The 22,003-nt window shown below is 44.9% G+C and carries 23 protein-coding genes; 7 read left to right on the top strand and 16 right to left on the bottom strand.

Annotated features, from left to right (window positions below; genetic code table 11):
• Positions 1-136 precede the first annotated feature (136 nt).
• A complete protein-coding gene (locus R7R78_RS22495; protein ID WP_225474260.1) occupies positions 137-2,683 on the bottom strand; it encodes an Ig-like domain-containing protein in 2,547 nt (848 codons plus the stop codon).
• Between the two features lie 378 nt (positions 2,684-3,061).
• On the opposite strand from R7R78_RS22495, the gene R7R78_RS22490 reads away from it, so the two are divergent.
• On the top strand, positions 3,062-4,426 hold the full coding sequence (locus R7R78_RS22490; RefSeq protein ID WP_033905531.1) for a sodium-dependent transporter: 1,365 nt from the start codon (positions 3,062-3,064) through the stop codon (positions 4,424-4,426).
• 104 nt (positions 4,427-4,530) lie between these two features.
• Here the strand turns inward: R7R78_RS22490 and R7R78_RS22485 are convergent, their stop codons facing one another.
• From R7R78_RS22485 to tsaA, 5 genes are all read right to left on the bottom strand, one after another.
• The gene (locus R7R78_RS22485; RefSeq protein WP_005380289.1) at positions 4,531-4,722 is read right to left on the bottom strand and encodes a DUF4250 domain-containing protein; all 192 of its coding nucleotides are present in this window, start codon (positions 4,720-4,722) and stop codon (positions 4,531-4,533) included.
• Positions 4,722-4,928, bottom strand: coding sequence for a YaeP family protein (locus tag R7R78_RS22480; protein WP_005391765.1), 207 nt, complete (start codon positions 4,926-4,928; stop codon positions 4,722-4,724). The genes R7R78_RS22485 and R7R78_RS22480 overlap by 1 nt, the downstream gene beginning before the upstream one ends.
• A 111-nt stretch (positions 4,929-5,039) precedes the next feature.
• Positions 5,040-5,708, bottom strand: a complete 669-nt coding sequence (locus R7R78_RS22475) for a tellurite resistance TerB family protein (protein ID WP_225474259.1) — start codon at positions 5,706-5,708, stop codon at positions 5,040-5,042.
• 179 nt (positions 5,709-5,887) lie between these two features.
• Complete coding sequence (locus R7R78_RS22470) at positions 5,888-7,603, bottom strand: proline--tRNA ligase (RefSeq protein WP_225474258.1); 1,716 nt, start codon at positions 7,601-7,603, stop codon at positions 5,888-5,890.
• Positions 7,604-7,714: 111 nt separating this feature from the next.
• Positions 7,715-8,410, bottom strand: a complete 696-nt coding sequence (gene tsaA / locus R7R78_RS22465; RefSeq protein ID WP_005380294.1) for a tRNA (N6-threonylcarbamoyladenosine(37)-N6)-methyltransferase TrmO — start codon at positions 8,408-8,410, stop codon at positions 7,715-7,717.
• Between the two features lie 123 nt (positions 8,411-8,533).
• On the opposite strand from tsaA, the gene R7R78_RS22460 reads away from it, so the two are divergent.
• From R7R78_RS22460 to R7R78_RS22450, 3 genes are all read left to right on the top strand, one after another.
• On the top strand, positions 8,534-8,794 hold the full coding sequence (locus R7R78_RS22460) for a type B 50S ribosomal protein L31 (RefSeq protein WP_005380295.1): 261 nt from the start codon (positions 8,534-8,536) through the stop codon (positions 8,792-8,794).
• A gap of 3 nt (positions 8,795-8,797) precedes the next feature.
• Positions 8,798-8,923, top strand: coding sequence for a type B 50S ribosomal protein L36 (gene ykgO, locus R7R78_RS22455; protein WP_005380299.1), 126 nt, complete (start codon positions 8,798-8,800; stop codon positions 8,921-8,923).
• A gap of 229 nt (positions 8,924-9,152) precedes the next feature.
• Entirely contained in the window at positions 9,153-10,739 is a 1,587-nt protein-coding gene (locus R7R78_RS22450) for an AbgT family transporter (RefSeq protein WP_005380301.1), read from the top strand.
• A 106-nt stretch (positions 10,740-10,845) separates the two neighbouring features.
• Here the strand turns inward: R7R78_RS22450 and R7R78_RS22445 are convergent, their stop codons facing one another.
• The 8 genes from R7R78_RS22445 to R7R78_RS22410 form a co-directional block, all read right to left on the bottom strand.
• A complete protein-coding gene (locus tag R7R78_RS22445) occupies positions 10,846-11,919 on the bottom strand; it encodes a hypothetical protein (protein WP_225474257.1) in 1,074 nt (357 codons plus the stop codon).
• Positions 11,916-13,028: an ATP-grasp domain-containing protein gene (locus R7R78_RS22440; protein ID WP_225474256.1), complete on the bottom strand. Its 1,113-nt coding sequence runs from the start codon at positions 13,026-13,028 to the stop codon at positions 11,916-11,918. Before R7R78_RS22440 ends, R7R78_RS22445 begins: the two co-directional genes overlap by 4 nt.
• Positions 13,016-14,284, bottom strand: a complete 1,269-nt coding sequence (locus tag R7R78_RS22435) for a F390 synthetase-related protein (protein WP_225474255.1) — start codon at positions 14,282-14,284, stop codon at positions 13,016-13,018. The genes R7R78_RS22440 and R7R78_RS22435 overlap by 13 nt, the downstream gene beginning before the upstream one ends.
• Complete coding sequence (locus tag R7R78_RS22430) at positions 14,272-15,135, bottom strand: MBL fold metallo-hydrolase (RefSeq protein ID WP_225474254.1); 864 nt, start codon at positions 15,133-15,135, stop codon at positions 14,272-14,274. The genes R7R78_RS22435 and R7R78_RS22430 overlap by 13 nt, the downstream gene beginning before the upstream one ends.
• Positions 15,104-16,090 carry an NAD-dependent epimerase/dehydratase family protein gene (locus tag R7R78_RS22425; RefSeq protein ID WP_053349821.1) on the bottom strand — a complete coding sequence of 329 codons (987 nt, stop codon included), beginning with the start codon at positions 16,088-16,090 and terminating at the stop codon, positions 15,104-15,106. Before R7R78_RS22425 ends, R7R78_RS22430 begins: the two co-directional genes overlap by 32 nt.
• Positions 16,087-17,076 (bottom strand): ketoacyl-ACP synthase III, encoded by a 990-nt coding sequence (locus R7R78_RS22420; protein ID WP_225474253.1) that lies wholly within the window; start codon positions 17,074-17,076, stop codon positions 16,087-16,089. Before R7R78_RS22420 ends, R7R78_RS22425 begins: the two co-directional genes overlap by 4 nt.
• Before the next feature lie 194 nt (positions 17,077-17,270).
• Positions 17,271-17,720, bottom strand: a complete 450-nt coding sequence (locus R7R78_RS22415) for a YaiI/YqxD family protein (RefSeq protein WP_005380310.1) — start codon at positions 17,718-17,720, stop codon at positions 17,271-17,273.
• Positions 17,717-18,010, bottom strand: a complete 294-nt coding sequence (locus R7R78_RS22410) for a hypothetical protein (protein ID WP_151515056.1) — start codon at positions 18,008-18,010, stop codon at positions 17,717-17,719. Before R7R78_RS22410 ends, R7R78_RS22415 begins: the two co-directional genes overlap by 4 nt.
• Before the next feature lie 932 nt (positions 18,011-18,942).
• On the opposite strand from R7R78_RS22410, the gene R7R78_RS22405 reads away from it, so the two are divergent.
• Positions 18,943-19,428, top strand: coding sequence for a GNAT family N-acetyltransferase (locus tag R7R78_RS22405; RefSeq protein WP_081107518.1), 486 nt, complete (start codon positions 18,943-18,945; stop codon positions 19,426-19,428).
• Here the strand turns inward: R7R78_RS22405 and R7R78_RS22400 are convergent.
• Positions 19,388-19,687 carry a DUF3301 domain-containing protein gene (locus R7R78_RS22400; RefSeq protein WP_005380315.1) on the bottom strand — a complete coding sequence of 100 codons (300 nt, stop codon included), beginning with the start codon at positions 19,685-19,687 and terminating at the stop codon, positions 19,388-19,390. The genes R7R78_RS22405 and R7R78_RS22400 overlap by 41 nt on opposite strands.
• 13 nt (positions 19,688-19,700) lie before the next feature.
• The gene (locus R7R78_RS22395; RefSeq protein WP_225474252.1) at positions 19,701-20,738 is read right to left on the bottom strand and encodes a DUF3549 family protein; all 1,038 of its coding nucleotides are present in this window, start codon (positions 20,736-20,738) and stop codon (positions 19,701-19,703) included.
• A gap of 76 nt (positions 20,739-20,814) precedes the next feature.
• On the opposite strand from R7R78_RS22395, the gene R7R78_RS22390 reads away from it, so the two are divergent.
• Both R7R78_RS22390 and truC read left to right on the top strand, forming a co-directional pair.
• Positions 20,815-21,129 (top strand): YqcC family protein, encoded by a 315-nt coding sequence (locus R7R78_RS22390; RefSeq protein WP_225474251.1) that lies wholly within the window; start codon positions 20,815-20,817, stop codon positions 21,127-21,129.
• Positions 21,130-21,133: 4 nt separating this feature from the next.
• Positions 21,134-21,916 (top strand): tRNA pseudouridine(65) synthase TruC, encoded by a 783-nt coding sequence (gene truC, locus R7R78_RS22385; RefSeq protein WP_005391793.1) that lies wholly within the window; start codon positions 21,134-21,136, stop codon positions 21,914-21,916.
• Positions 21,917-22,003: the final 87 nt, after the last annotated feature.

Genomic DNA, 22,003 nt, shown 5'->3' with positions numbered 1-22,003 from the left:
TGGCGCTGGACTAAACAAAGGCCCCCTTTTAGGGGGCTCACACAAAGCCACCTTCTTTAGAAGGTGGTAATTTACTTTTACATACTTGAACAGGTAATGAAAGCAAGACGATGTTATTCGTTTGCTCATTAACAACTTACTGCGCGTTCATCTGAGTGAGTTTATCGCCGACAGGTTTTGAGAAGTTAAAACCATCATGCTGATCCCAGTTGATAGACCACGTCATTACCCCTGCATAATTCGGGTAATGGTACGCTGGCTTAACGGTGCCACATGAAGTGCCTTTGGTTAAACAATCTAGTGCGCTGATAATATTCTGTGTCGGAGCCTGCCCTGAATTTGCCGAGCTAGGACCTGAAGGTAAGCCGATTGCGACTTGATCATCACGCAATGGTGCAAATTGAGTGCCGTCGGCCAACTCAAAACCTTCGATAAGCATTTTAGATTGCGCTACCATCATATCCACAGAGCCTTCTGGTGCACTGCCTGGCAGGTATGGGTTTGGCAAACCGCCGTTGTTATATAACTGGACGTGAAGCAAGTCGAGCGTGCTGCGTGTCTCGTTTATCACAGGAATGTAAGCTCCCCAAATACCGCTGTAAGCCACATAGCCGCCTTGAACATAAGGGTGCTCAGGCGCCATGGTTAGGTACATATCGCCACCCATGTTTTGCTCTATTTGAAGCAAAGCACGACCAAGGCGAGCTTGAATTTGCGAGCCATGAACTAAGTTAGAACCACTCTCTAAATCCACATCTAGACCATCAAAGCCCCACTCAGCGATAAGACCTGTTAGGCTAGAGACAAAGTTGGCTTCATCTTGGTCGGTATTCAGCGTAATCGTGCCTTCTGCGCCGCCAAGAGAGAGAACAAACTTCTTACCTTTAGCTTGAAGCGCTGCCATGTCCTGCTTGAATTGTGTTGGATCGAGTGCTGGACAATCGCTGTAAATATCGCCTGAATATAGATTAAAGTGCACGGTGCCATCACTGTTGCGATCATTTTCAGCAAAGGCAATATCAATCACATCCCAAGCATCTGCCATATCTGCTAGACGAATTGGACAGCCCGCTCCATTTACAAAATTGTGCCAGTAACCGATGAGTTTATGGCGTTTATCTACTTGCTCAACCACCGTTATTGCTGCGGCGTCAGACAATGCATTGCTTCCTGACAAATCCACAGCTTGGGCGCTAACTGTAAAGTTACCAAGTGCAGTTGGTGTCCAGTTGGCTGTGTAAGGTGCCGTGGTATCGGTTGCAACAATAGAGCCGTTGATCATGAAATCAACGTGTTTAATGCCTGAAGTTAAAGACGTTGCATCGGCGCTTAATGCGAGGCTTTTGCCTAATCCGGTGGTCTGACCGCTGCTTGGTGAAGTCAGAGAGACGACCAAATCTTTATCGCTGACTTCCACACCAACCAGGGACTCTGACGTGTTGTTATCATTATCGGTTGCGACGGCTTTAAGCTGGTTAGCGCCAATAAGTGTGGCGTTCCAAGTAACGGAATATGGCGCTTGAGTGGTGACCCCTAAGCTGGTGTTGTTCGCAAAAAACTCAACTTGCGTGACTGTGCCATCAGCATCGCTTGCGTTTGCCGTGATTTCGTTATTGCTGCCAGCGAGCACGACTTGTCCATCCGTTGGTGCCGTAATGGTAACTTGCGGTGGTGTCGAACAAGCACCTAGGCCACTCCAAGCATCTTGCCAGTATAGCCCTTCACCAGGCTCGTAAGCCCATGTCGCATCCGAGGAGCACCAACCAGCAACATCACAACGATATTTTTGGTTGAAGTGAGAAACCAGGTCGCCAGCTTGATAACTTGTGCCTGCCACATAAGGTACTGCATCTGCACATCCGCCCGTTCCGGTTTCTGAATTACTAATAACCAGCGCTACTTCTTGGCTCATCGTTGCGAGGTTTGTATCATCAGTCGCTTGTGCTTTGAACGAGTATGTACCTGGACTAGCGGTCCATTGATATTCGTAAGGTGCGCTAGTATCAATGGCGACAGATTGATTGTTTACGAAGAACTCAACTTGTGTGACCACACCATCAATATCGTCAGCTTGAGCGGCTACGGTTAGGTTATCGCCTACATTAAGCACTTCTGTGCCTACTGGGCTTGTCAATGAAATGCTTGGTGGCGGTAATTCGACTTGTGGTTGAACTTGGATAGAAATCGTCGTGGTGCTAACAGCTCCCTCATTATCTGTCGCAATTGCGGTCAATTGCGAGATCCCTTCAATAGCTGTCCAAGAAGCTTCGAATGGTGCTTGAGTTACCACAGCAACCGTTTGGTTGCCTGCAACAAACTCAATTTGTGTGATTTGGCCATCTTCGTCAGCTGCGTTGGCTAACAAAGTGATCGCACTGCCTTCGGGAATTTGTGCGTTGTTTATTGGAGAGGAGAACGACACCGTTGGTGATAAGTTGTTGCTTCCACCATCGCATTGCCCTAACGCTTTCCATGCTTCCCAAGATCCTGAGTTGGTCACGGGGTCATTGCCTTGCGTCCAATATGCAGCCTCATAAGCGGCTCCTTGCGTTTTTACTAAAGCGCCCGATGTATAAGTCGCAGTGCTGTCCCAGTCGGGTAGACTTTGACAGTTATAGGCTTGAGCTTGGTAGCTGGCGCTGAGTGCTACAATCATCGCTCCGTGAAGTAGGGTGACCTTCATTTTCCTCTCCTTGAATCATGGGTATAAATGAGAACAGAGTAATAACTAGCTGATAAATAGACATTAGGGGGAAAAAGCGAAGCACAATATTCTGCTTTTCGACACAGTATCACGAGGAACAGTTCGTCCCTTACACCAGAGCTCATTATTTTTCGGCTCACTTCACGGCAGAAGGATTGGTAAAATTCAGCCACGTGAAACGAGCAACAGTCACGAGGCTTTTGAGCGATGAATATGAGATGTACGTTAAAATTTACAAGCTGAATGACTATAAATTACTTCAACTGTCGAGGATTTAACCGAGGTACTCTTGTTGAATAGTGAATATTGCTATAGTGTACTAGTTAGCTAGTTCAATGATATTTTTGTGTGAGTAGTATGACACAGCAAACCTCTTCTCAGCCTCGCGAGCATTTTGGCTCTCGTCTCGGGTTCATCTTAGCTGCCGCAGGTGCCGCAGTTGGCCTTGGCAATATTTGGGGCTTCCCAACTCAAGCTGCCAGTAATGGTGGCGGTGCTTTCCTATTAGTTTATTTGGTGATGATTCTTATCGTCGCATTTCCGATGCTGGTGGTTGAAATGGCGATTGGTCGCCATGGTCAAGCCAACCCTGTAGACAGTATGCGTGCAATCACAGATAACCCTACCGGTAAAAAACTCGGCGGCATTGTGGGTTGGATTGGTTTAAGCGTACCAAGCGCTGTCTTAGCGTTTTATTCAATTGTTGGTGGTTGGTTGATCTGCTTTTTACTGGGTGCAATCACAGATCTAATGGGGTTAGAAGCTGCAACTCAATGGCTAAAGGGCTTTAGTGTTGAACGTAACTTGTTCGGAACCATTACTTTTTATGTACTGACGATTCTCATCGTACAAGGTGGCGTAAAACAAGGTATTGAGAAGTGGTCCACACGTTTGATGCCAGCATTGTTTGTTCTGTTTGCTCTGCTATTTGCTTACATCATGACGCAAAACGGTGCGATGGAAGGTCTGAAACATTACCTAGTGCCGGATTTTGAAAAGGTATGGGACCGCAAGTTGATTCTTGCTGCAATGGGACAGGGCTTCTTCTCGCTTACGATCGGTGGCTGCTCAATGTTGATTTACGGATCTTACTTGAGTAAGAAAGAAAACCTACCAAAGATGGCGATGAACGTGACCATGGTAGATACTGCCGTTGCTTTCATTGCAGGGTTAGTGGTGATGCCAGCGATGTTTGTAGCAATGCAAAAGGGCGTTCAAATCTATGCAGAAGATGGCTCTCTCTTAAGCTCAGATACGTTAGTGTTTACGGTATTGCCACTAATGTTTGATAGTTTAGGTTTGCTTGGTCAATTATTCTCTATTGTGTTCTTCTTATTGCTGACGATTGCGGCGCTAACGTCTTCCATTTCAATGTTAGAGTGTCCAGTGGCTTTAGTGAGTGAGCGCTTCAATACTAAGCGCAGCGCAACGAGCTGGGTTTTAGGTGGTCTCATTGCTTTGTTCAGTGTGGTGATTGTTTATAATTTTGGTGCTCTATTTGGTATGGTCGCGACGGTTGCTACTCAGTATCTACAACCAACCGCTGCGCTCTTATTCTGCTTATTTGGTGGTTGGGTATGGAATCGCAACTCAAAAATCAAAGAGCTTGAGCAAGGTTGCCCGGAGTTTACGCAAGGTTGGTTTGGTAAGTTATGGCCTGCGTATGTGAAGTTTGTATGTCCAATTCTTGTGGCGACAGTCATCTGGGCTTCATTTGGCTAACCGAGACGCCTATCGAATAAAAGAAAAGGGCTTGATGGTAACTCATCAAGCCCTTTTTCATATTGGTTATTCTCGTTTCGGTTATCCGCCAAGAATGGTGTTGATTAACGGAATTGTCCTGCTTCTGGAAGAAAGTCAAAACCAGCAGAAGCCAGTTTTGTCTCAAGTGCTGTGCGTTCGATATCGAAGAAAGCCACCAGTTTATCTAAGTCACCACCGAAGTCGTCGCGTAGCTTCATATTCACAATGCTCATCAGCATGACAGGATCCATGGATTCAAAGTTCGCTAGATTCATTACTTATCCTCAAAATCTGAAATCAGTAGGTTTGCCGCAGCAAATGCCGCTTTTTCACGCACTTCTTTAGGCAGGGACTCATCCGCTGCAACATCGTTCAGTGCTTTAACTGCACATGAAATTGCTTGGGGAATATAAGCTTGATCGCCACTACCAATCTGAGCATAAAGCTCACGAACCAGTTCACAACAGCCGTATACTTGCATGTTTTCTTTCCACTAAATGATAACTTATCTCAATATACACACAGCGGATTTGAAACTCAAAGTACAGAGTTGTTTTGGCTCAAGTTGAAGGTTTGCTTGAGCGAGATTTAATCACTGCATTTGTGCTTCTAACTGCTGGGTGACTTCTGGTGAAAGTTGAAGTTGTTTTGCTAGTTCTTGCAGATACGCTTTTTCCATAAAGTTTTGTTCATCAGCGACGATCAAAGACGCCAGGTAAATTTCTGACGCTTGTTGAGGAGAGGTCGCCTGATTAGCAATTTCAGCAGGATCAAGCGGTTTGTTTAACTCTTGCTGAACGAGGTGACGAACTTGCTCATCTGCGCCCATATCCGCGAGAGCTTGTTCAATGCGCGCCATTTCCTCTTCATCAACGTGACCATCAGCTTTTGCAGCTCCAATCATTGCTTTTAAAATTAAGACACTGTGTTTACTGTCATCGGGGTCAAAGGTTTCTTGAACACCTTGACCGGATTGCTTGGCTTGCCAGTCGTTATACACTTTGTAGGCCAAGGCTCCAAGCGCAGCTGCGCCACCGACTTTTAATGCGCTTGACCCTACTTTTTTAGTCATTTTTTTACTTTTCTTTGAGCCCATCAGCATACCGATGAGGCCTCCGCCTACAGCACCTGCTCCTAGCGTTTTTAGGCTACTTGAATTTGATGAGGATTTGATGTTGTTGGTTTGTTTGCCCAATGCATCTGCACCTTGCTTAAGTAAGTCTGATTTGAGTGCTTGGTTTAGAAGACTTTTTAAATCCATAACTGACCTCCTTTAGATGATGAAATCAGTTTAATAGCAAGAAGCTGAACCAAAGATTAACAAAGTGAATAGTTCGAAAAAGGTGGAGGGAGGATGTTGAGCTGTAATAAAAAAGGGCTGACCGAAGCCAACCCTTTTTAACTATTTGAAACTACTTCAAATGCGAACTCGTCGAGTGCTTACTTTAGTTGAGCTTTTACGTGCTCAACAATGTCAGTCATTGCGACTGCTGTTTTCTCACCAGTAGCACGGTTCTTGTATTCGAAGTTGCCTTCTTTCATTGAGCGGTCACCGATAATAATGGTATGCGGTACACCAATAAGCTCCATGTCAGAGAACATTACGCCTGGGCGTTCTTTACGGTCGTCAAATAGCACTTCGATGCCCATTGCCGTTAGCTCAGCGTACAATTTCTCAGCGGCTTCTTTCACTTCTTCTGACTTGTGCATGTTCATTGGAACGATCGCTACCTGGAATGGTGCGATTGCATCTGGCCAGATGATGCCGTATTTGTCGTGGTTTTGTTCAATAGCAGCCGCTACTACGCGAGTGATACCGATACCGTAACAACCCATTTCTAGGATGACGTTCTTACCATCAGGACCCAGTACACCACAGTTCATCGCTGCGGAGTAAGCGTTACCTAGTTGGAAGATATGGCCAACTTCGATACCACGCTTAAGCTGGATAATGCCCTTGCCACATGGGCTTGGGTCACCTTCCACAACGTTACGTAGGTCTTCAACTTGACCAAGCTCTACATCACGACCCCAGTTAATACCGAAGTAGTGTTTGCCATCGATGTTCGCGCCCGCACCGAAGTCGCTCATTACCGCAACGCCGCGGTCAACAATGAACGGCAGTTTAAGGCCAACAGGGCCTAGTGAACCAGGGCCTGCACCGATAAGCTCACGAATTTCTTCTTCAGATGCCATTTCCAATGGAGCTGCAACCTGAGGAAGGTTTTCTGCTTTCACTTCGTTCAGTTCATGATCACCACGAATAATAAGCGCGATGATTGGCGTATCAACTTCGTCAGATGCTTTCACAAACAGTGTTTTCACTGTTTTTTCAATTGGTAGTTCGAACTGCTCAACCAATTCAGCGATTGTTTTCGCGTTTGGCGTATCAACCAACGTCATTTCTTGTGTTGGTGCCGCAGCCTCAGAGGCTGGAGCTAGTGCTTCTGCTTTTTCAATGTTTGCCGCGTAATCTGACTCGCTAGAAAATGCGATGATATCTTCGCCGCTTTCAGCCAGTACGTGGAACTCTTGAGAGCCGCTACCACCGATAGCACCGCTATCTGCAAGTACAGGACGGTAATCCAGACCCATGCGATCGAATGCTTTACAGTAAGCATCGTGCATTGCGTCGTATGACTTTTGTAGTCCGTCTTTATCAATGTCAAAGCTGTACGCATCCATCATTGAGAATTCACGTGAACGCATTACGCCAAAACGTGGGCGTCGTTCGTCACGAAATTTAGTTTGGATTTGGTACAGGTTTAGCGGAAGCTGTTTGTAAGAGCTCACTTCATTGCGAACAAGGCTAGTGATCACTTCTTCAGCGGTTGGGCTAAGTACAAACGGACGAACATGACGGTCAGTAAAGCGAAGTAGCTCAGGGCCCATCTTTTCGCTGCGGCCTGTCTCTTCCCATAGTTCAAACGGCTGAACAACGGGCATCAAAGTTTCGACTGCGCCTGCATTGTCGATTTCTTGACGAACGATGTTTTCGACTTTACGCAGTACACGTAGACCAGTAGGTAGCCAGGTGTATAAACCTGAAGCCAGCTTACGGATCATACCTGCACGTAGCATGAGCTGGTGGCTCACTACTTCTGCGTCGTTTGGAGTCTCCTTCAGAGTAGAAAGAAGATAATTACTGGTACGCATTAAATTTATCCGTTTATTTAAGTTAGATACTCAAGCTTGAATAAGCAGGAGTATGGGAGTTCCCGAAAGGGAAATTTGTTAGCCGTCTATAATATCAGCCAATTGCGTTTGTCAAAAGCTTTCAATAGCGGTAACCGTTATTAAGTTGCTTGTTGCTGTGAACTTTACGTTCAAGTCGAACAAATTTACCGCATATTCTTTGTCGTCCGGCTTGTTTTTCTTATATGCAGGGCGAGGATCTTGTGCCAGAACTTGTTCAATGACTGATCTTACATAGTCAGTATCGGATCGATTTTCTATCGTTGCTAATGCTTGAGCAGAAAAGGTGACTTGTGACTTTTCTGGCTCTTGGTCTGCGTATCCGCCTTGTGCTTCCGAAATAGAATCCGAATAGGGGATATAAGGCTTAATATCCACAATCGGTGTCCCATCCACGAGATCTACACTGCCTAAATCAAGATAGATTTGATCGCCTTGCTTAGTGACTCCTTTCACTTCAACGGCTGACATTCCGATTCCGTTTGGACGGAAAGTCGAGCGCGAGGCAAAGACACCAATTCGTTCATTGCCGCCTAATCGTGGCGGACGTACAGTTGGTTTCCAACCAGCTTCCAGGTTCTGATCAAATAGAAACAACAACCAAACGTGAGAGAACTGTTCTAGCCCACGCACTGCTTCAGGGCTATTTGCTGCACCTAACAGTTTTACGCGTGCTTTAGCCTCTGGTACTAAGCGTGGTTGGCGCGGAACTGCAAACTTTTCTTTGTACGGTGTCTCAATGACGCCGATGGGTTCGATGGAATACATGGTGGACATCTTTAAGAATTCATTGAGATGAAAAGTATCACAAATTTCTCTTGCTTTTCTTGTTGATAATGATTATTAATTAAAATGTTATAACATAACAGATTAATTAAAAGGAAAAGTATTATGAAACCAGGAATCCACCCTGAATATCGTCCTGTGGTGTTCCACGACACCAGTGTAGATAAGTACTTTGTCGTTGGTTCTACGTTGAAAACGGAGAGAACCATCGAATGGAAAGATGGCAAAACTTACCCTTACTTTACGTTAGATGTGTCGTCAGCTTCTCACCCGTACTACACCGGTAAACAGCGCGTTGTACAAACCGAAGGTCGCATTGCGAACTTCAACCGTCGTTTTGGTCAATTTAAGAGCGAAAAGGAATAAATCATGAAGGTAGTAAAATCATTAAAAAGTGCAAAAAGTCGTCATCCGGATTGCCAGATTGTAAAACGGAGAGGGCGTCTTTATGTCATTTGTAAAACGAACCCGAGATTCAAAGCTGTGCAAAAGTAATCAACCTGCATATATCTAACTTATGGTTTTGTTTAATTGATAATGTTGAGTTAATTATCTTACATGGATGAAATATCTACATTTTTATTCAATGTTGGTTATAAATGCCTCCGTTCGTCACAGTTTGTAACATTTAGGGCTTTTATTTGACCTTCTACTCAAGTACCCTTCGCACGCTTTTTGACATTTTTGTCACATTTGCATAGGAATAAAAACAAGGAGGGAACAGATGAGTTCATCTGATTCAATTAAACAAAACTCGCCTAAGAAGCCGCTGTTTACGCGCTTTTTGGATACTGTCGAATATTTGGGGAACTTATTACCCCACCCGATCACACTATTTGCCATTTTCTGTTTAGCCATTCTGGTGATGTCGGGTATTGCAGGATACTTCGAAGTTTCCGTAGTTGATCCTCGTCCTGAGGGTGCAAAAGGTCGTGCCGCGGATGGCATGATTCATGTCGTTAGCTTGCTTAACGCTGATGGCCTTGAACTAATCGTTACCAATCTAGTGAAAAACTTTGTCGGCTTTGCACCTTTGGGTACGGTATTGGTTGCGATGTTGGGTGTTGCTATTGCTGAATACTCAGGCTTGCTATCTGCAGCAATGCGTGGCTTAGTCATGGGTGCATCTCAACGCATGGTAACAGTGACGGTCGTTTTCGCGGGTATCATTTCAAATACGGCATCAGAGCTTGGCTATGTGGTACTTATTCCACTGGCTGCAATGCTGTTCCATTCTTTAGGTCGTCATCCACTTGCCGGTCTTGCTGCGGCGTTCGCTGGTGTATCTGGTGGTTACTCAGCAAACCTACTTATTGGTACGGTTGACCCGCTGTTGTCAGGCATTACTGAAACGGCGGCGCAAATGATCGACCCAACTTACACTGTTGGTCCAGAAGTTAACTGGTACTTCATGTTTGTGTCGACATTCTTCATTGCAATCACAGGTGCGTTTGTTACTGAAAAAATTGTTGAGCCAAAGCTTGGCAAATACAGTGAAGAAGAAGCCTCAGAAGATTTGTCGAACGACAAAATGGGTGGCTTAACAGACATTGAGAAGAAAGGCCTAAAACTAGCAGGTGTTGCTGTACTGGTTGTTTCAGCGCTGCTTGCTTGGACGGTTGTTCCAGAAGACGGCATTCTACGTTCTGATGCAGGTACAATTGCAGGTTCACCATTCCTGAAAAGTATCGTGGCATTCATCTTTGTGTTCTTTGCTATTCCAGGCTTTGTGTTTGGTAAAGTTGTTGGCACGATGAAGACGGATCGCGATGTAATTGATGCAATGGCGAAATCTATGTCTTCTATGGGCATGTACATTGTATTAGTTTTCTTTGCGGCTCAGTTCGTTGCTTTCTTTAAATGGACTAACTTCGGTCAGGTATTCGCGGTTGCTGGCGCTAGCTTCCTGCAAGAAATTGGCTTAACTGGTCCAATGTTGTTCTTTGCCTTCATCCTGATGTGTGGCTTTATCAACCTAATGATTGGTTCGGCATCGGCACAGTGGGCAGTAACGGCTCCGATTTTTGTTCCTATGTTGATGCTTGTTGGTTATGCACCGGAAACGATTCAGGCTGCTTACCGAATTGGTGACTCGACGACAAACATCATTACTCCAATGATGAGCTACTTTGGTTTGATTCTTGCCGTAGCGACTCGTTACATGAAGAACTTAGGTATCGGTACGCTGATCGCGACCATGCTACCTTACTCAATCTGCTTCATTGTAGGTTGGAGTGTGCTGTTCTACCTATGGGTATTCGTATTTGGTTTACCAGTAGGCCCTGGCGCAGCAACATACTACACACCGTAGAAAACGGTTACCTCACACAGCTCCATTATAAAAAGCCTGCGAACGTCGCAGGCTTTTTTATCGATTGAGACTGTGTACGCAGGCTTACCTGATTATAGATGTCGGTTTATAGCTGAAAACGCATCAACAAAGGGCGATAAAAGTGCTGAGTGAGCCAGCATAAGCTTTTCCAAATTATGCGTTTGTACCAAGGTAAGTGCGCAATATAAACATAGCTAAATTCAATTTCTGGCCGGGCTTTTCTGTTGCGTTTAAAAGCCGGAGCACCTGAGCTCATATTAAAGCGACGCTGGAATATCATTGCGTGGCGGATGGTATAGGCCGATATTCGACGATACAATGCGAGGCGTTGTGGCTTATTGGTATCGTAGCCAAAAATTGGGCAAGTCATATCATTATCAATTTCTACAATGCCTAACGTAGCCAGCATCTCTTCTTGATAAAACAGTCCCACTAACTGTACTAATTTGTTCTGGCTCGCCTGTTTTAAATATTGGGTTGAAAACTGTATGTTATTGAGGCTGTATTTATCAAGGTAAAGCATGTCATATAACTCTTTGGCACGCTGAAACTCTTCATCAGTGGTCAGTGGCCTAAACTGCCAATCTTTATCATTAAGCAGTTTGAAGTCTTTCGTTAAATCTCGGTTGAAGCTGAACGCTTGCCAATCATCAAGTAAATACACTTGTCGTGTTACCAAGCTTTGCCATTGCTGCTGCTCTAATCGCTGAATAAAGCGTGATTGTTGACGTTGGTTAATGGAGCGAAGCACCAAGGGAAAGGTGGGGTATTGATCGAGTGCGACGCGACGCAGTTCATCGAGATTTAAGGCTGCCCATTGTTCGCTATACATATTGGTGGACAAGCACTGATTGTTGAGAGTTTGGACTTGATCCAATCCAGCCAATGATAAGATTGGTTTAGTCATATTAATAAGTAACTTACATACCCATCGAACAGCCACATTTTTGACTTTGTGAAGCTCTTCTTCGGCGTAGCCACTAAGCAGTGTCATAGGGGACACGGCATAACAGTTGTTTGGTATTTTTGGTGTTACGGAGTAAGGAATGGCAACATCATCGATATAGTAGCAACCAAAGCTTGCTGTGCATTCATCAATGGGATTCGACTGCATAAGAGTGATAAAGGTTTTATGCCATTCTTGAGAGGAAAGCGTCATGAGTTCAATGCCTCTCCATTCCACTCAATATCAACGGTAGAAGCGTTGCTCCACTTCGTCTTGTTCTGCCTAGCTAACCGGAGTAATTCAAACATACTCCGGATTTGGCTCCCTACCGGCAAGTTATGCTGTTGCATCACATTCACTCCAGACCACCAATCTTGCCAAGTTCTAACCTTAAATAGGGATAATCCACCTTCAGCGATGAGTGTTATTGGCCCTAAATGATGCAATCGCTGCTTGGAAGGACTGGTAAAATCCATATTAGGAAGCAGTTGGTTGCATCGAGACGAGAGTAGGTGCAAACCACTGGTGGCTCTTGGGTTACATTCAATCACGTAGAGTTCATCTTGTGATTTGATGAAGTCAAACGACACTTGCCCATGATAAGTATGACGTTTACCAAAAGTTGCGATAAATCTATCTAGTCGTTCGCACGAGATCGGCTGAAAAGCACTGGCGGCCGAGCCGTTTACACAGTATTTCGGCACATAAGCTTGGTGTGCTTTAAGGTTACCATGTTCAAAAATGGCATAGTTACACACCGGAGTCCCATGGATTTTTTGTTGCTGAACCCAAGGGTAAAGGGGCGATATCGTGGCGGCAGAAATAGACTGAGTCGTCACATCTCTTATGACTTGCCCGCCAAACCGAGAGTAAACGGGCTTTAGAACGGTTCTCTTATTAATTTCAATCTCACTTTTATCAGCGACCAAACGAGTTTTGGGAAGTGTGATTTCTGGCAAACCTTGAAGCTGTTCAAAGACGGTCAACTTGTTGTGCAGGGCATTGAGTAGTCCCACATGGGGCAGAAAAAAATCTACTTCTGGGCATTGTTTGGCAACATGAGCCAAGTAATACACTTCTTCACAAGTGGGTATCACTATATCAATACGCATCTGAGTAATGATTTTTAGGATCTGCTGTTGGTAGGTGGGAAACGCAAATCGAGGCGAAGCGGTGGGTATATAAGACTCAATGCCTCGCAAAAACGATCCTAGAGGTTTTTTTAGCGAATCGGTGAGAATTACGTCATGTCCATGATGAATACACATGGTTGCCCACTCTAGTGCAACTGGTGCTCGGGCTCCGGTGATTAAGACCCGCATATGTTCACCACACGTCGTTGTTTATTCATTGGCGTCCAAATAGGCGCAGGGCGGTAACTAAATCTGACAGGATCAAGCCGCAATTGGTCAAACAACTTTATCAAGGCTTGATGTATAACCCGATGGTGGTGAAAATCCGCTTCAATTTGAATGGCTTGTGACCCTGTTTGGGTGATTCGGTAATCCATGCGACCTTTGGCAAATAGTGTTATAGCGCGGTAGATGAGATCTGGTAACACCGTCACTGGGACGTGGTTTGCGTTTAGCGTGAGGCGATCACCACATCGTCCGGCAATCGCGCCAAGAGGTTCAAATACGCCATTATCCTGTTTATTCTCAATAATATCGTCGAGCTGATAACGAATAATGGGCTGAGTTTTACGACGAAAATCGGTGATAATTGGGCTGTAATGAGTACGTTCGGTATTCAGCCAATGTTTTTCGATGTAAACAACATCTTGATTCCAGCGCATTTGTCCATGCTGATCAGTACATGCAAGAAAACCTTCGGTACATTGATAGACTTCATGGAGTTCGCTGTCGAACCGTTGAGAAATAAAGTGACGGTCACTCTCGGTTAGGACTTCTGCACCAGAAATGATCCGCTGTGGTTGAATTGCGGGTTGACCAAATTGACCGCTGAACTGGGCGCAGAGCTGAAGAGCTTGCGCACTACCAACCAAAAGCGTGGGTTGGAACTCATCCAGCTCTTTTATCCATTCTTGGTAAGGTTTGGTTAAATCGGCATAAAAAAATGTGACAGGCCCTTTCGCGACGGATTTATACAGTGGGCTGTTGGCGCGCAAGGCTAGAGCAATTCGGTGTTTTTGCCATAGGTTGGGCAACAGGCGAGCCAATATATTGCCAGCCCACAGTTGCGTTTCCTGTTTGTCAGCAAGAAACAACCCGCGCATGCCTGATGTGCCCGAAGAAAGCCCAACCGTAACATCGCCAACTTTCGAAGCGGCAAAGTTGCGTGACTGCTCTGCTTTGAGTGCCTGCTGCATTAACTGTTCAGCATCTAAGCCCTTCGTATTCAACTCTGAAATGTTCTCCATCATGGTTTGCTTATTCATGATAGGGAAATCACTGAGTGGTGCACCTTGAAAAGAGCGGTAATACGGTGAATGACGGCATACCCAATCCAAGTGTTGCGTTAAGTGTTGTTGCTGCCATGTTTCGACTTGTTCCCTTGAGCCGAAGGGGCGGTAGCGGGTTCGCCAGAATTCTGAGATAAGCGTTCTCACTTCATCCATCCTTCTTTGATTAGCTGCTGGATAGTTTCCTGACAATGTGAAGGCACGAAGCGAACAAAGTGGTGGGTTTGTTGGTAGCAACTTCTCAACTCGGAGAGGGTGTTTTTATAGGCTATTGTATCATCGCAAAGCATGTTCGCCAGCCAATGTTGATCGATATTTTCACTCAAGCTCTCGATTAACCAGCATGCATCGGCGAGTAAGAACAGCCAACTTTGGTCTCTTTTAACTAGCAAGCCCACTTGGCCAGCTGCATGGCCTGGCAAGCTAACCATATAAATAAATCCATCGTCGAACATGTCTTTACAGAGCAAATTAACACCTTGGCACTGAGGAATAATTTGGCTGATTGGTACAGAAAAATCACTATGAATGAATAAGTTAGGTTCAAGCTGTGGAGGAAGTAGAGCTTTTAGGTATCCTTTTCTTACGCCTCCAATTCGACCACTTTTAGTAATTGCATCTACCCCTTTTTGTTGGCAATGCAATTGAGAGTGGGAAAACTCAGACACGGCAGCAATGTGATCAGCATGGAAGTGGGAGAGCACTAAGTGTTCAATATCATGAGGTTTGAGACTTTCTTTTGCTAACTGCGCAACAATTCCGTGTTCTTTTTTATAGCGACAAGGTGTTGTCCAAGCATAAAAACGTTCAGGGAAGGGACGAGTCGCGTTAAAAAAATGCTCGTGATATCCCGTGTCAAACAGGATGTTGCCTTGTGTTGGGTGCTGAATTAACGCAACGGCTGCCGGAAATGCTCTAGGCTTGATACCAGAACCTGGTTTGACAACAAAGCCTGGGTGTACGCAGTGTCCAGCCTCAAAGATTTTTATTTTTAGACCAGTTTGCATACTGCTGTATTCCTTCTTGAATTGAAAAAAGCGGCTGGTAATTCAGTGTTTGTTTCGCCTTGCTGATATCCAGAGTTTGATGGTAGTTAAACAATCCTGCGCTGTATGAGGTGAGCCTTGGTTCTGGCTGATGTGGTAAGTGCCTTCGTATTTGCTCACTGAGCTTTAATAATGGTGATACAACGCCGTATGGTAATGATTGTAACGTTACTTTTAGGTTTAACCCCTCACATAAAGCTTGCAGAACAGTCTCAATTGGCATTGGTTCGTTGTTGGAAATGTTGAACACATCACCATGCTGAAGTTGGCCTGCCTGAGTGCAAGCGAGCATCGCTGCATGGGCAACGTTGTCGACATAGGTCAGATCAACCACAGGATTTCTACCCGATGGCAGAAGCAGAGTGTTGTTTTTTATCGCCTTAAGCACTCTTGGGATAATCGCGCGATCATTGGGTCCAAAAATGCCACGCGGTCTTAAAATGATCGCTTTGCTTTGGCCTTTTACGGCTTCAATTTCCGATAGGTATTTTGTGTGTGCGTAATCATTACACCAGTATGAAGCTATGGCGTCGGTTTCTCGAATATTCCAACGGTCTTGATGGTCAAAGTAGACGCTGGTGGAGGAAATATGGATAAAACGCGAGATTTGATAGGTATTAGCCGCATTGACGAGGTTTTTGGTGGCATCTACATTGGCTTGATAAAACGCCTGCCACTTTCCCCATGGGCTTGAGAGAGCGGCACAATGGATGATTGCATCCATACCTTGGCATACCGCATGAACTGCTGAGTGGTCTCTTAAATCGACTATATGTGGGATAACATCGAATTGCTCGGCGAGTTGTTTAGCGATGACTGTGTTTCGTGCTGTAAAGTGCAGTTCATGCTGCTGGTGAAACATTCTCAGAATTGCGCTACCCAACATCCCGCTGCCACCAGTGACCAATATCTTCATAGTTTTAGCACTCCCATCCCTAGTGACAACCCTGCGGCGGTGCCAGCTAATAACACATGTTTTCCTGCGGCTTCTGGCTGATTACGCAGCCAGTGTAAGTTAATTGGGAGTGAGGCGGCAACTTGGTTTCCCAAAGTCGAAAAGTGATTAACGGTTTTCTCTGTTGGTAGCCCGGTGAGTGAAGGCAGTTTTTTTAATCCATGCGCGCTGGCTTGATGAGGAAGAAAATAATCAATATCGCCGAGTGTTACCGGAGAGGCGTCAAACCCTTTTTTTAGAAACGCTGGTAAGGCTTTACGCACATGTTTAAAGAGTGCTTTGCCCTCCATCTCAAACTGGCAACTTTTTAAATAGGCTTGATGCTCGGAGGTATGCGGATTGATATGACTACCTCCGCCCTTAATTTGACAAAATGAATACCCGGTATGATGCGTTTCAAAGTGACTGGTGAGCAATCCATCATCGTTGCGTTCTTCGAGCAAAAATGCGGCGGCACCGTCTGCGAATAGCGTTGCAACTTCTGGTTTGAGCGTAAAATTTCGATTCAGTGTGATGCCAGTGGCGAGTTCGCTGGTGACAATAAGAATCCGACGGTATCGTTTTGCTAAGAATAGACTCTGGGCAAGATCAAGCGCAGAGAGAAAGGATAAACAGGTGCTGTTCAAATCAAAGCTTTCTAGCCATGTTGGAGCGTCTAACGCGGCGAGAACCGCTGAGGCGTCGTAGGGCAGAGACTGGTGGTGTGTGCCGCTAGCGTAGATAAGAAGATCAACGGAGCTTAAGGTATGTGTGTTTCCTAAACACTGCTCTATTGCCTGCATTGCCATGTAAATAGCGGTCTCTTTTGTATTGGCTACATGACGATATTCAACGTCGAATTTATTTCGGCAGGTCCCTGGCGCTAATTTTAGGAAGCGATCCATTTCTCGATCAGACCATTGATTCGTTGGCAGGTAGCTTCCACTGGAAACGATGTTAAAGCCCATTATTCTCTATACACTTATTAAAAACGTCGTTCAAAATAAACCACGTTGCATATTGAAGCTATGGCGAGCGAGATGAAAAACAAACAGAACAAAACAAATGGGAGTAAGAGCACGCTTTGGGTGCAATGCTGAGAATGAATTTTCAGGAATGAGCCAGGCTTTTATTTGCTGGCTCAATTTGAATAGAGTGAGGGTTACTTCTTAAATTTCGCCAAAATACGATCCAAATGGTTTGCAAATTCGCGTCGATCGGTTTGAGAAAGCGCGGCGGGCCCACCAGTCTGAATTCCGCTTGAACGCATGGTTTCCATAAAGTCGCGGATATTTAGGCGAGCTTTGATGGTGTCTTTTGTATAGAGCTCGCCACGAGAACTGAGGGCTTGAGCGCCTTTAGAGATAACCTCATCTGCAAGCGGAATATCTGACGTGATCACCAAATCGTTGGCTTCCACACGCTTGACGATTTCGTTGTCTGCGATGTCAAATCCCGCAGGGACTTGCAGCGAGTGGATGTTGTCTCTTTTCGGCACAGGGACAACGTGGTTAGCGACAAACGTACATTCAATCCCTGTACGCTCGGCGGCACGCACAATGGTTTCGCGAATAACTTTCGGACACGCGTCTGCATCTACCCATAACTTCATGATGATTTCTCACTGAGTTTCGCTTCTAACTCTTCAATACGAATGGCTAGCATTGTTACGGTGCGCTCTAGGGCTTCAAGACGATCATTATCGGTGTGGTGTTGTGCTGCGATTTCAACCTTGGGTACGCGTTGAGCACTCTTCCAACTTTTTATTGCGGTGATTAATGCTGGCATTGGAACTGGCGTTTTCAAGCGTGCTTTCACTAACGCTACGGTTGGCTCTTTTCCTTGTTGTTGCAACTGTTCCATTGCCGCTTCTAATTCTTTAGTAACGTCTTGAGTTAACATTTTTAATCCTTAACAACGATATATCTATCATCATACGTTGAGTGCGCTAATTTGGCGAATGGCATTTTGGAGAGTGTAGTGTGAGAGATCTCTTACATAGGTTGTGAGAGAAAACGATATCGTAAGCGGAAAAAGAGAAGATAAAGAGCTTAAGTTTATGATAAATAATGATTTAACAACTTGTTAACCAATGTGAGGGCCAAATATTTATCTTGGATAGATTGTCTATTTTTGGAAAAGGCGTAAATTGAGAGTTGTCAGCAGGAAGCAGACATGGAACAGGAAAGCACCAAGGATTTGGTTATCGTCAGGAAGACGATTTGGTTGGTCAGGATGATTAATCAAGCATGGAGCGTAGGACATTGTAAGGATACGATCATCAATAGGATGTTGATGACTAAGGATAGACAATGGACCCCTCTAGGATTGAGGTTATGGACAGCATCAGGAAGATGCAAGGGACACCGCTCAAGGAACAAGTGACGTGTGCTAACGAGGAATGTTAGCAGTCAGGATGATAAGGACACCGCTAGGACGGCGACGTAAGGAATAAGCTGACGGAATCAGCCACTATTATGGATGATGCATGGAGCACTTTTAGTAGCCGGACTGCTGCGAGTAAGACCATGACCCCGATACTTATGTGTCGGGGTCTTTCTTATATAAAAACGATATCCAGTGCTCTCATTGAATTAAGCATCTCGATGTTACTTGGGGATATCAATATCACAAAATATATAAATTCCTAATAACACTTAATAAAAAACAACTCAGATCAATATCCTTTCCAACCAGTTGGTTTAACTTTCGGCTTCTCTACAAGGTGTTATGCCCGCAATCATTGAGCATGTTCAGCTCATCGAGTTTGTGATCTGCGGATAGATTAAGTTTGTTGTAATCAAGGAACAGATGTGGCCATAGTAACCAGAAGAATGCTTCTTCTACCCTACAATGAGTCGTTGCAACTAGAATTCGTCATGCTGAATTGCTGTGCGAAAAACCGTGCTGAATTGAATGGTCCGTATACAGTTGCGTCTGCCAAACAGATGTTTGAGAAAATACTGGATGATGAGAACATTTATAGTATGGCAGTGCTAGAGAGCACCAGTCGTGACTATATGGGGCACGTGTTCATTGCTAATCTCGATTCCGAACCTGAATTAGGGTTTATTTTTGATAAAGCATATTGGGGTAAAGGGTTAGCAACAGAAGCACTAAAAGCATTTTTCCCCAAAGCGTGCCGTGAATTGGGCTTGAATAAGGTGAAAGCTAACGTGAATAGCAATCATCAAGCTTCTATGGCAGTACTGAAAAAGCTGGGATTTGTTGAAACAAAAGAAAGTAAGGATATATATGGTCCTTACTTTGAAATGGAATTTACAAGCGATGCGGTGGTAGGTGAAAGTTCTGCGGCCTGAAACCGACCATGGTTAACTCTCCTTGGTAGCAATCGTCACCAAGAGATGAAAACTCAAATTGATACACCGTATGCCAACGCCAGACTCCGTCTGGCGTTTTTAGTTTATGGGCACCAAAGGCGATGCTGATTAATTGGAGATCCAATTGCTCACATTTACGCGTGATGGCTGCTTTTGCGAGTTCGGCTTGGCGACGCTGTTGCCAAAACAGGTAACAGAAAAAGCAGAGCCCTAAAATTGCTAAAAGATCACCAATCATTCCTGAACCTTTCTTAGCTTTTTGTTGTTTGTTGTAAGCTTACTAGCGCATTTGCTAGTTCCTCTGATGGGTTTGAATGCAGTAAAGGCAATAACACCATCCTTAACTCTGGCAGCATCACTAAATCGGCAAATAACTGATTAAATAGGGCTTGATTACCGGTTTGAGCTAAACGCAGCAAAAACTGTTCTGCTACCTTTTCATTGGCGAGTAAGTGCCAAGCGCGACCCGCCACACCAATCAATACCTCCTGATGGCTTAAACGAGGGCTATGCAATATCGCATCTAATACTGGAGAGGCGACTTCTGTTGGCGCACCAGCAAGGGCTCGGATAAGTGCTGAAAGTAGGAAGAGATCAGGTTCGCTACTTGCGATTTCTTGCTGTGCCTTTTCCGCGATACGTTCTGCTAAACGCTCTTGAAGCTCTACATGCTCAAGCGCACCTAATAGGGCATAAAGTGGCTCATTTGGTAGGTGGTTCAACGCTTTGCGTATCATTACCCCGTTTTGCTCTTTGTCCAAACGAGCGGCCATGTCGGTGATCCCTTGCAGACCTACAGTTTGCCAATTATCCCAGCCTAAACCACCTGAAAAGTAATGCTGAGTGTGCTCATAATATTGGCTGGTAGGAAGATCGAGGTTCGCGCGGACCTGGCTATGAAACACGGCCATTTTGTCTTCGGAAGGTTTGAACGTATATGGGTTATTAGACAGCTTTTGCTGTTGCTCTTCAGAGATATCACCATTGAGGCGTGTTCCCATGGCTTCCACTACGTATTTAATGAAATTGCCGATATCTGATTGCTTTAACAAACCGCGCTCGTCCAATTCAAACTTTAGAAACCAAATCCAAGGTTGCTTTTGTTCATTCCAATAAGCGATGGCAAGGTGTGCTTTACGCTGCATTGGGAATGGGTACGATGCTTGACCTTTTTCTACATCGGCAAACTCTTTCTTAGCGATGGTTTTGATACGACGACCAAGATCGAAGATTTGATAATCACAGCGGCTGTTGTTCAACAGTTGAGTGAGGGTTTGAATGTTTTCCATTAAATACGACGTCCTAACGTTCTTTTCACAAGAAATGGTATCATTCTCGGCTAATTCAAGGTTCGAGATAGAATTAATGGTAACAAATACTCAATTGGTCGACTTACTTCACCAACTTGAAACGCAGCTTAAAGAACATAAGTTGTGGCAACACACTAGGCCTTCAGAGCAAGCCTTACAAAGCGTGGAGCCATTTGCGATTGATACATTGCATCCTCATGAGTGGTTGCAGTGGATCTTTATAGACAGAATGCACGTGCTAGTGGAAAACAACCAACCATTGCCAAGAGGGTTTTCTCTCGAGCCCTATTTTTCTGAAGCGTGGAAGCAGGAACCGCAGTTCGCAGAGCTGCTTATTACAATCCGAACCATTGACGAACTGTGTAAGTAAACTAATGCTAGAACAAAAAATAGCGCGATCTTCAGAACCAGTTGAGCTGGAGATCGTTTATCAGGATGAATATTTTGTAGCGGTCAACAAGCCTGCAGGCATGTTAGTGCATCGCAGTTGGTTAGATAAACACGAAACTCAGTTTGTCATGCAAACTTTGCGCGACCAAATTGGTCAGCATGTGTTCCCATTACATCGTCTGGATCGTCCAACATCTGGTGTGCTCGTGTTTGCGTTGTCGAGTGAAGTCGCGTCACAAGTCATGCCGATGTTTGCTGAACATAAAATGGAAAAGACGTACCACGCGATAGTACGCGGTTGGATTGAGGAAGAGGGCGTCTTGGATTACGCACTCAAAGTGGAGTTAGACAAGATTGCTGATAAGTTCGCTTCACAAGAAAAAGAAGCGCAAGAAGCGGTGACGGAATATAAGCCGTTGGCTAAAGTGGAGGTTCCCTATTCGACGGGTAAATTTCCTACAACGCGTTATTGCTTAGTTGAGATGAAACCTAAAACGGGGCGTAAGCACCAACTTCGTCGTCATATGGCACATCTACGCCATCCGATCGTGGGTGATACAACGCACGGGGATGGAAAGCACAACAAGCTGTATCGCACAGAGTTTGATTCTCATCGTTTGCTACTGCATGCTTCAGAGTTACGGTTTGTCCATCCATTTACCGATCAAGAGATTGTCATGACGGCCAATCTTGATGAAACTTGGCAGCAATTGTTTACTCGATTTGAGTGGGATGAACCGATAATCGGCGCAGTTAGATCTAGATAATGATTGAGTACAAGTAAATTACCACCTTCTAAAGAAGGTGGCTTTGTGTGAGCCCCCTAAAAGGGGGCCTTTGTTTAGTCCAGCGCC

Source organism: Vibrio sp. 2134-1, assembly GCF_033339495.1.
Note: the sequence above shows the minus strand (reverse complement) of the source record. Positions and strands in the feature narration are given on the sequence as shown.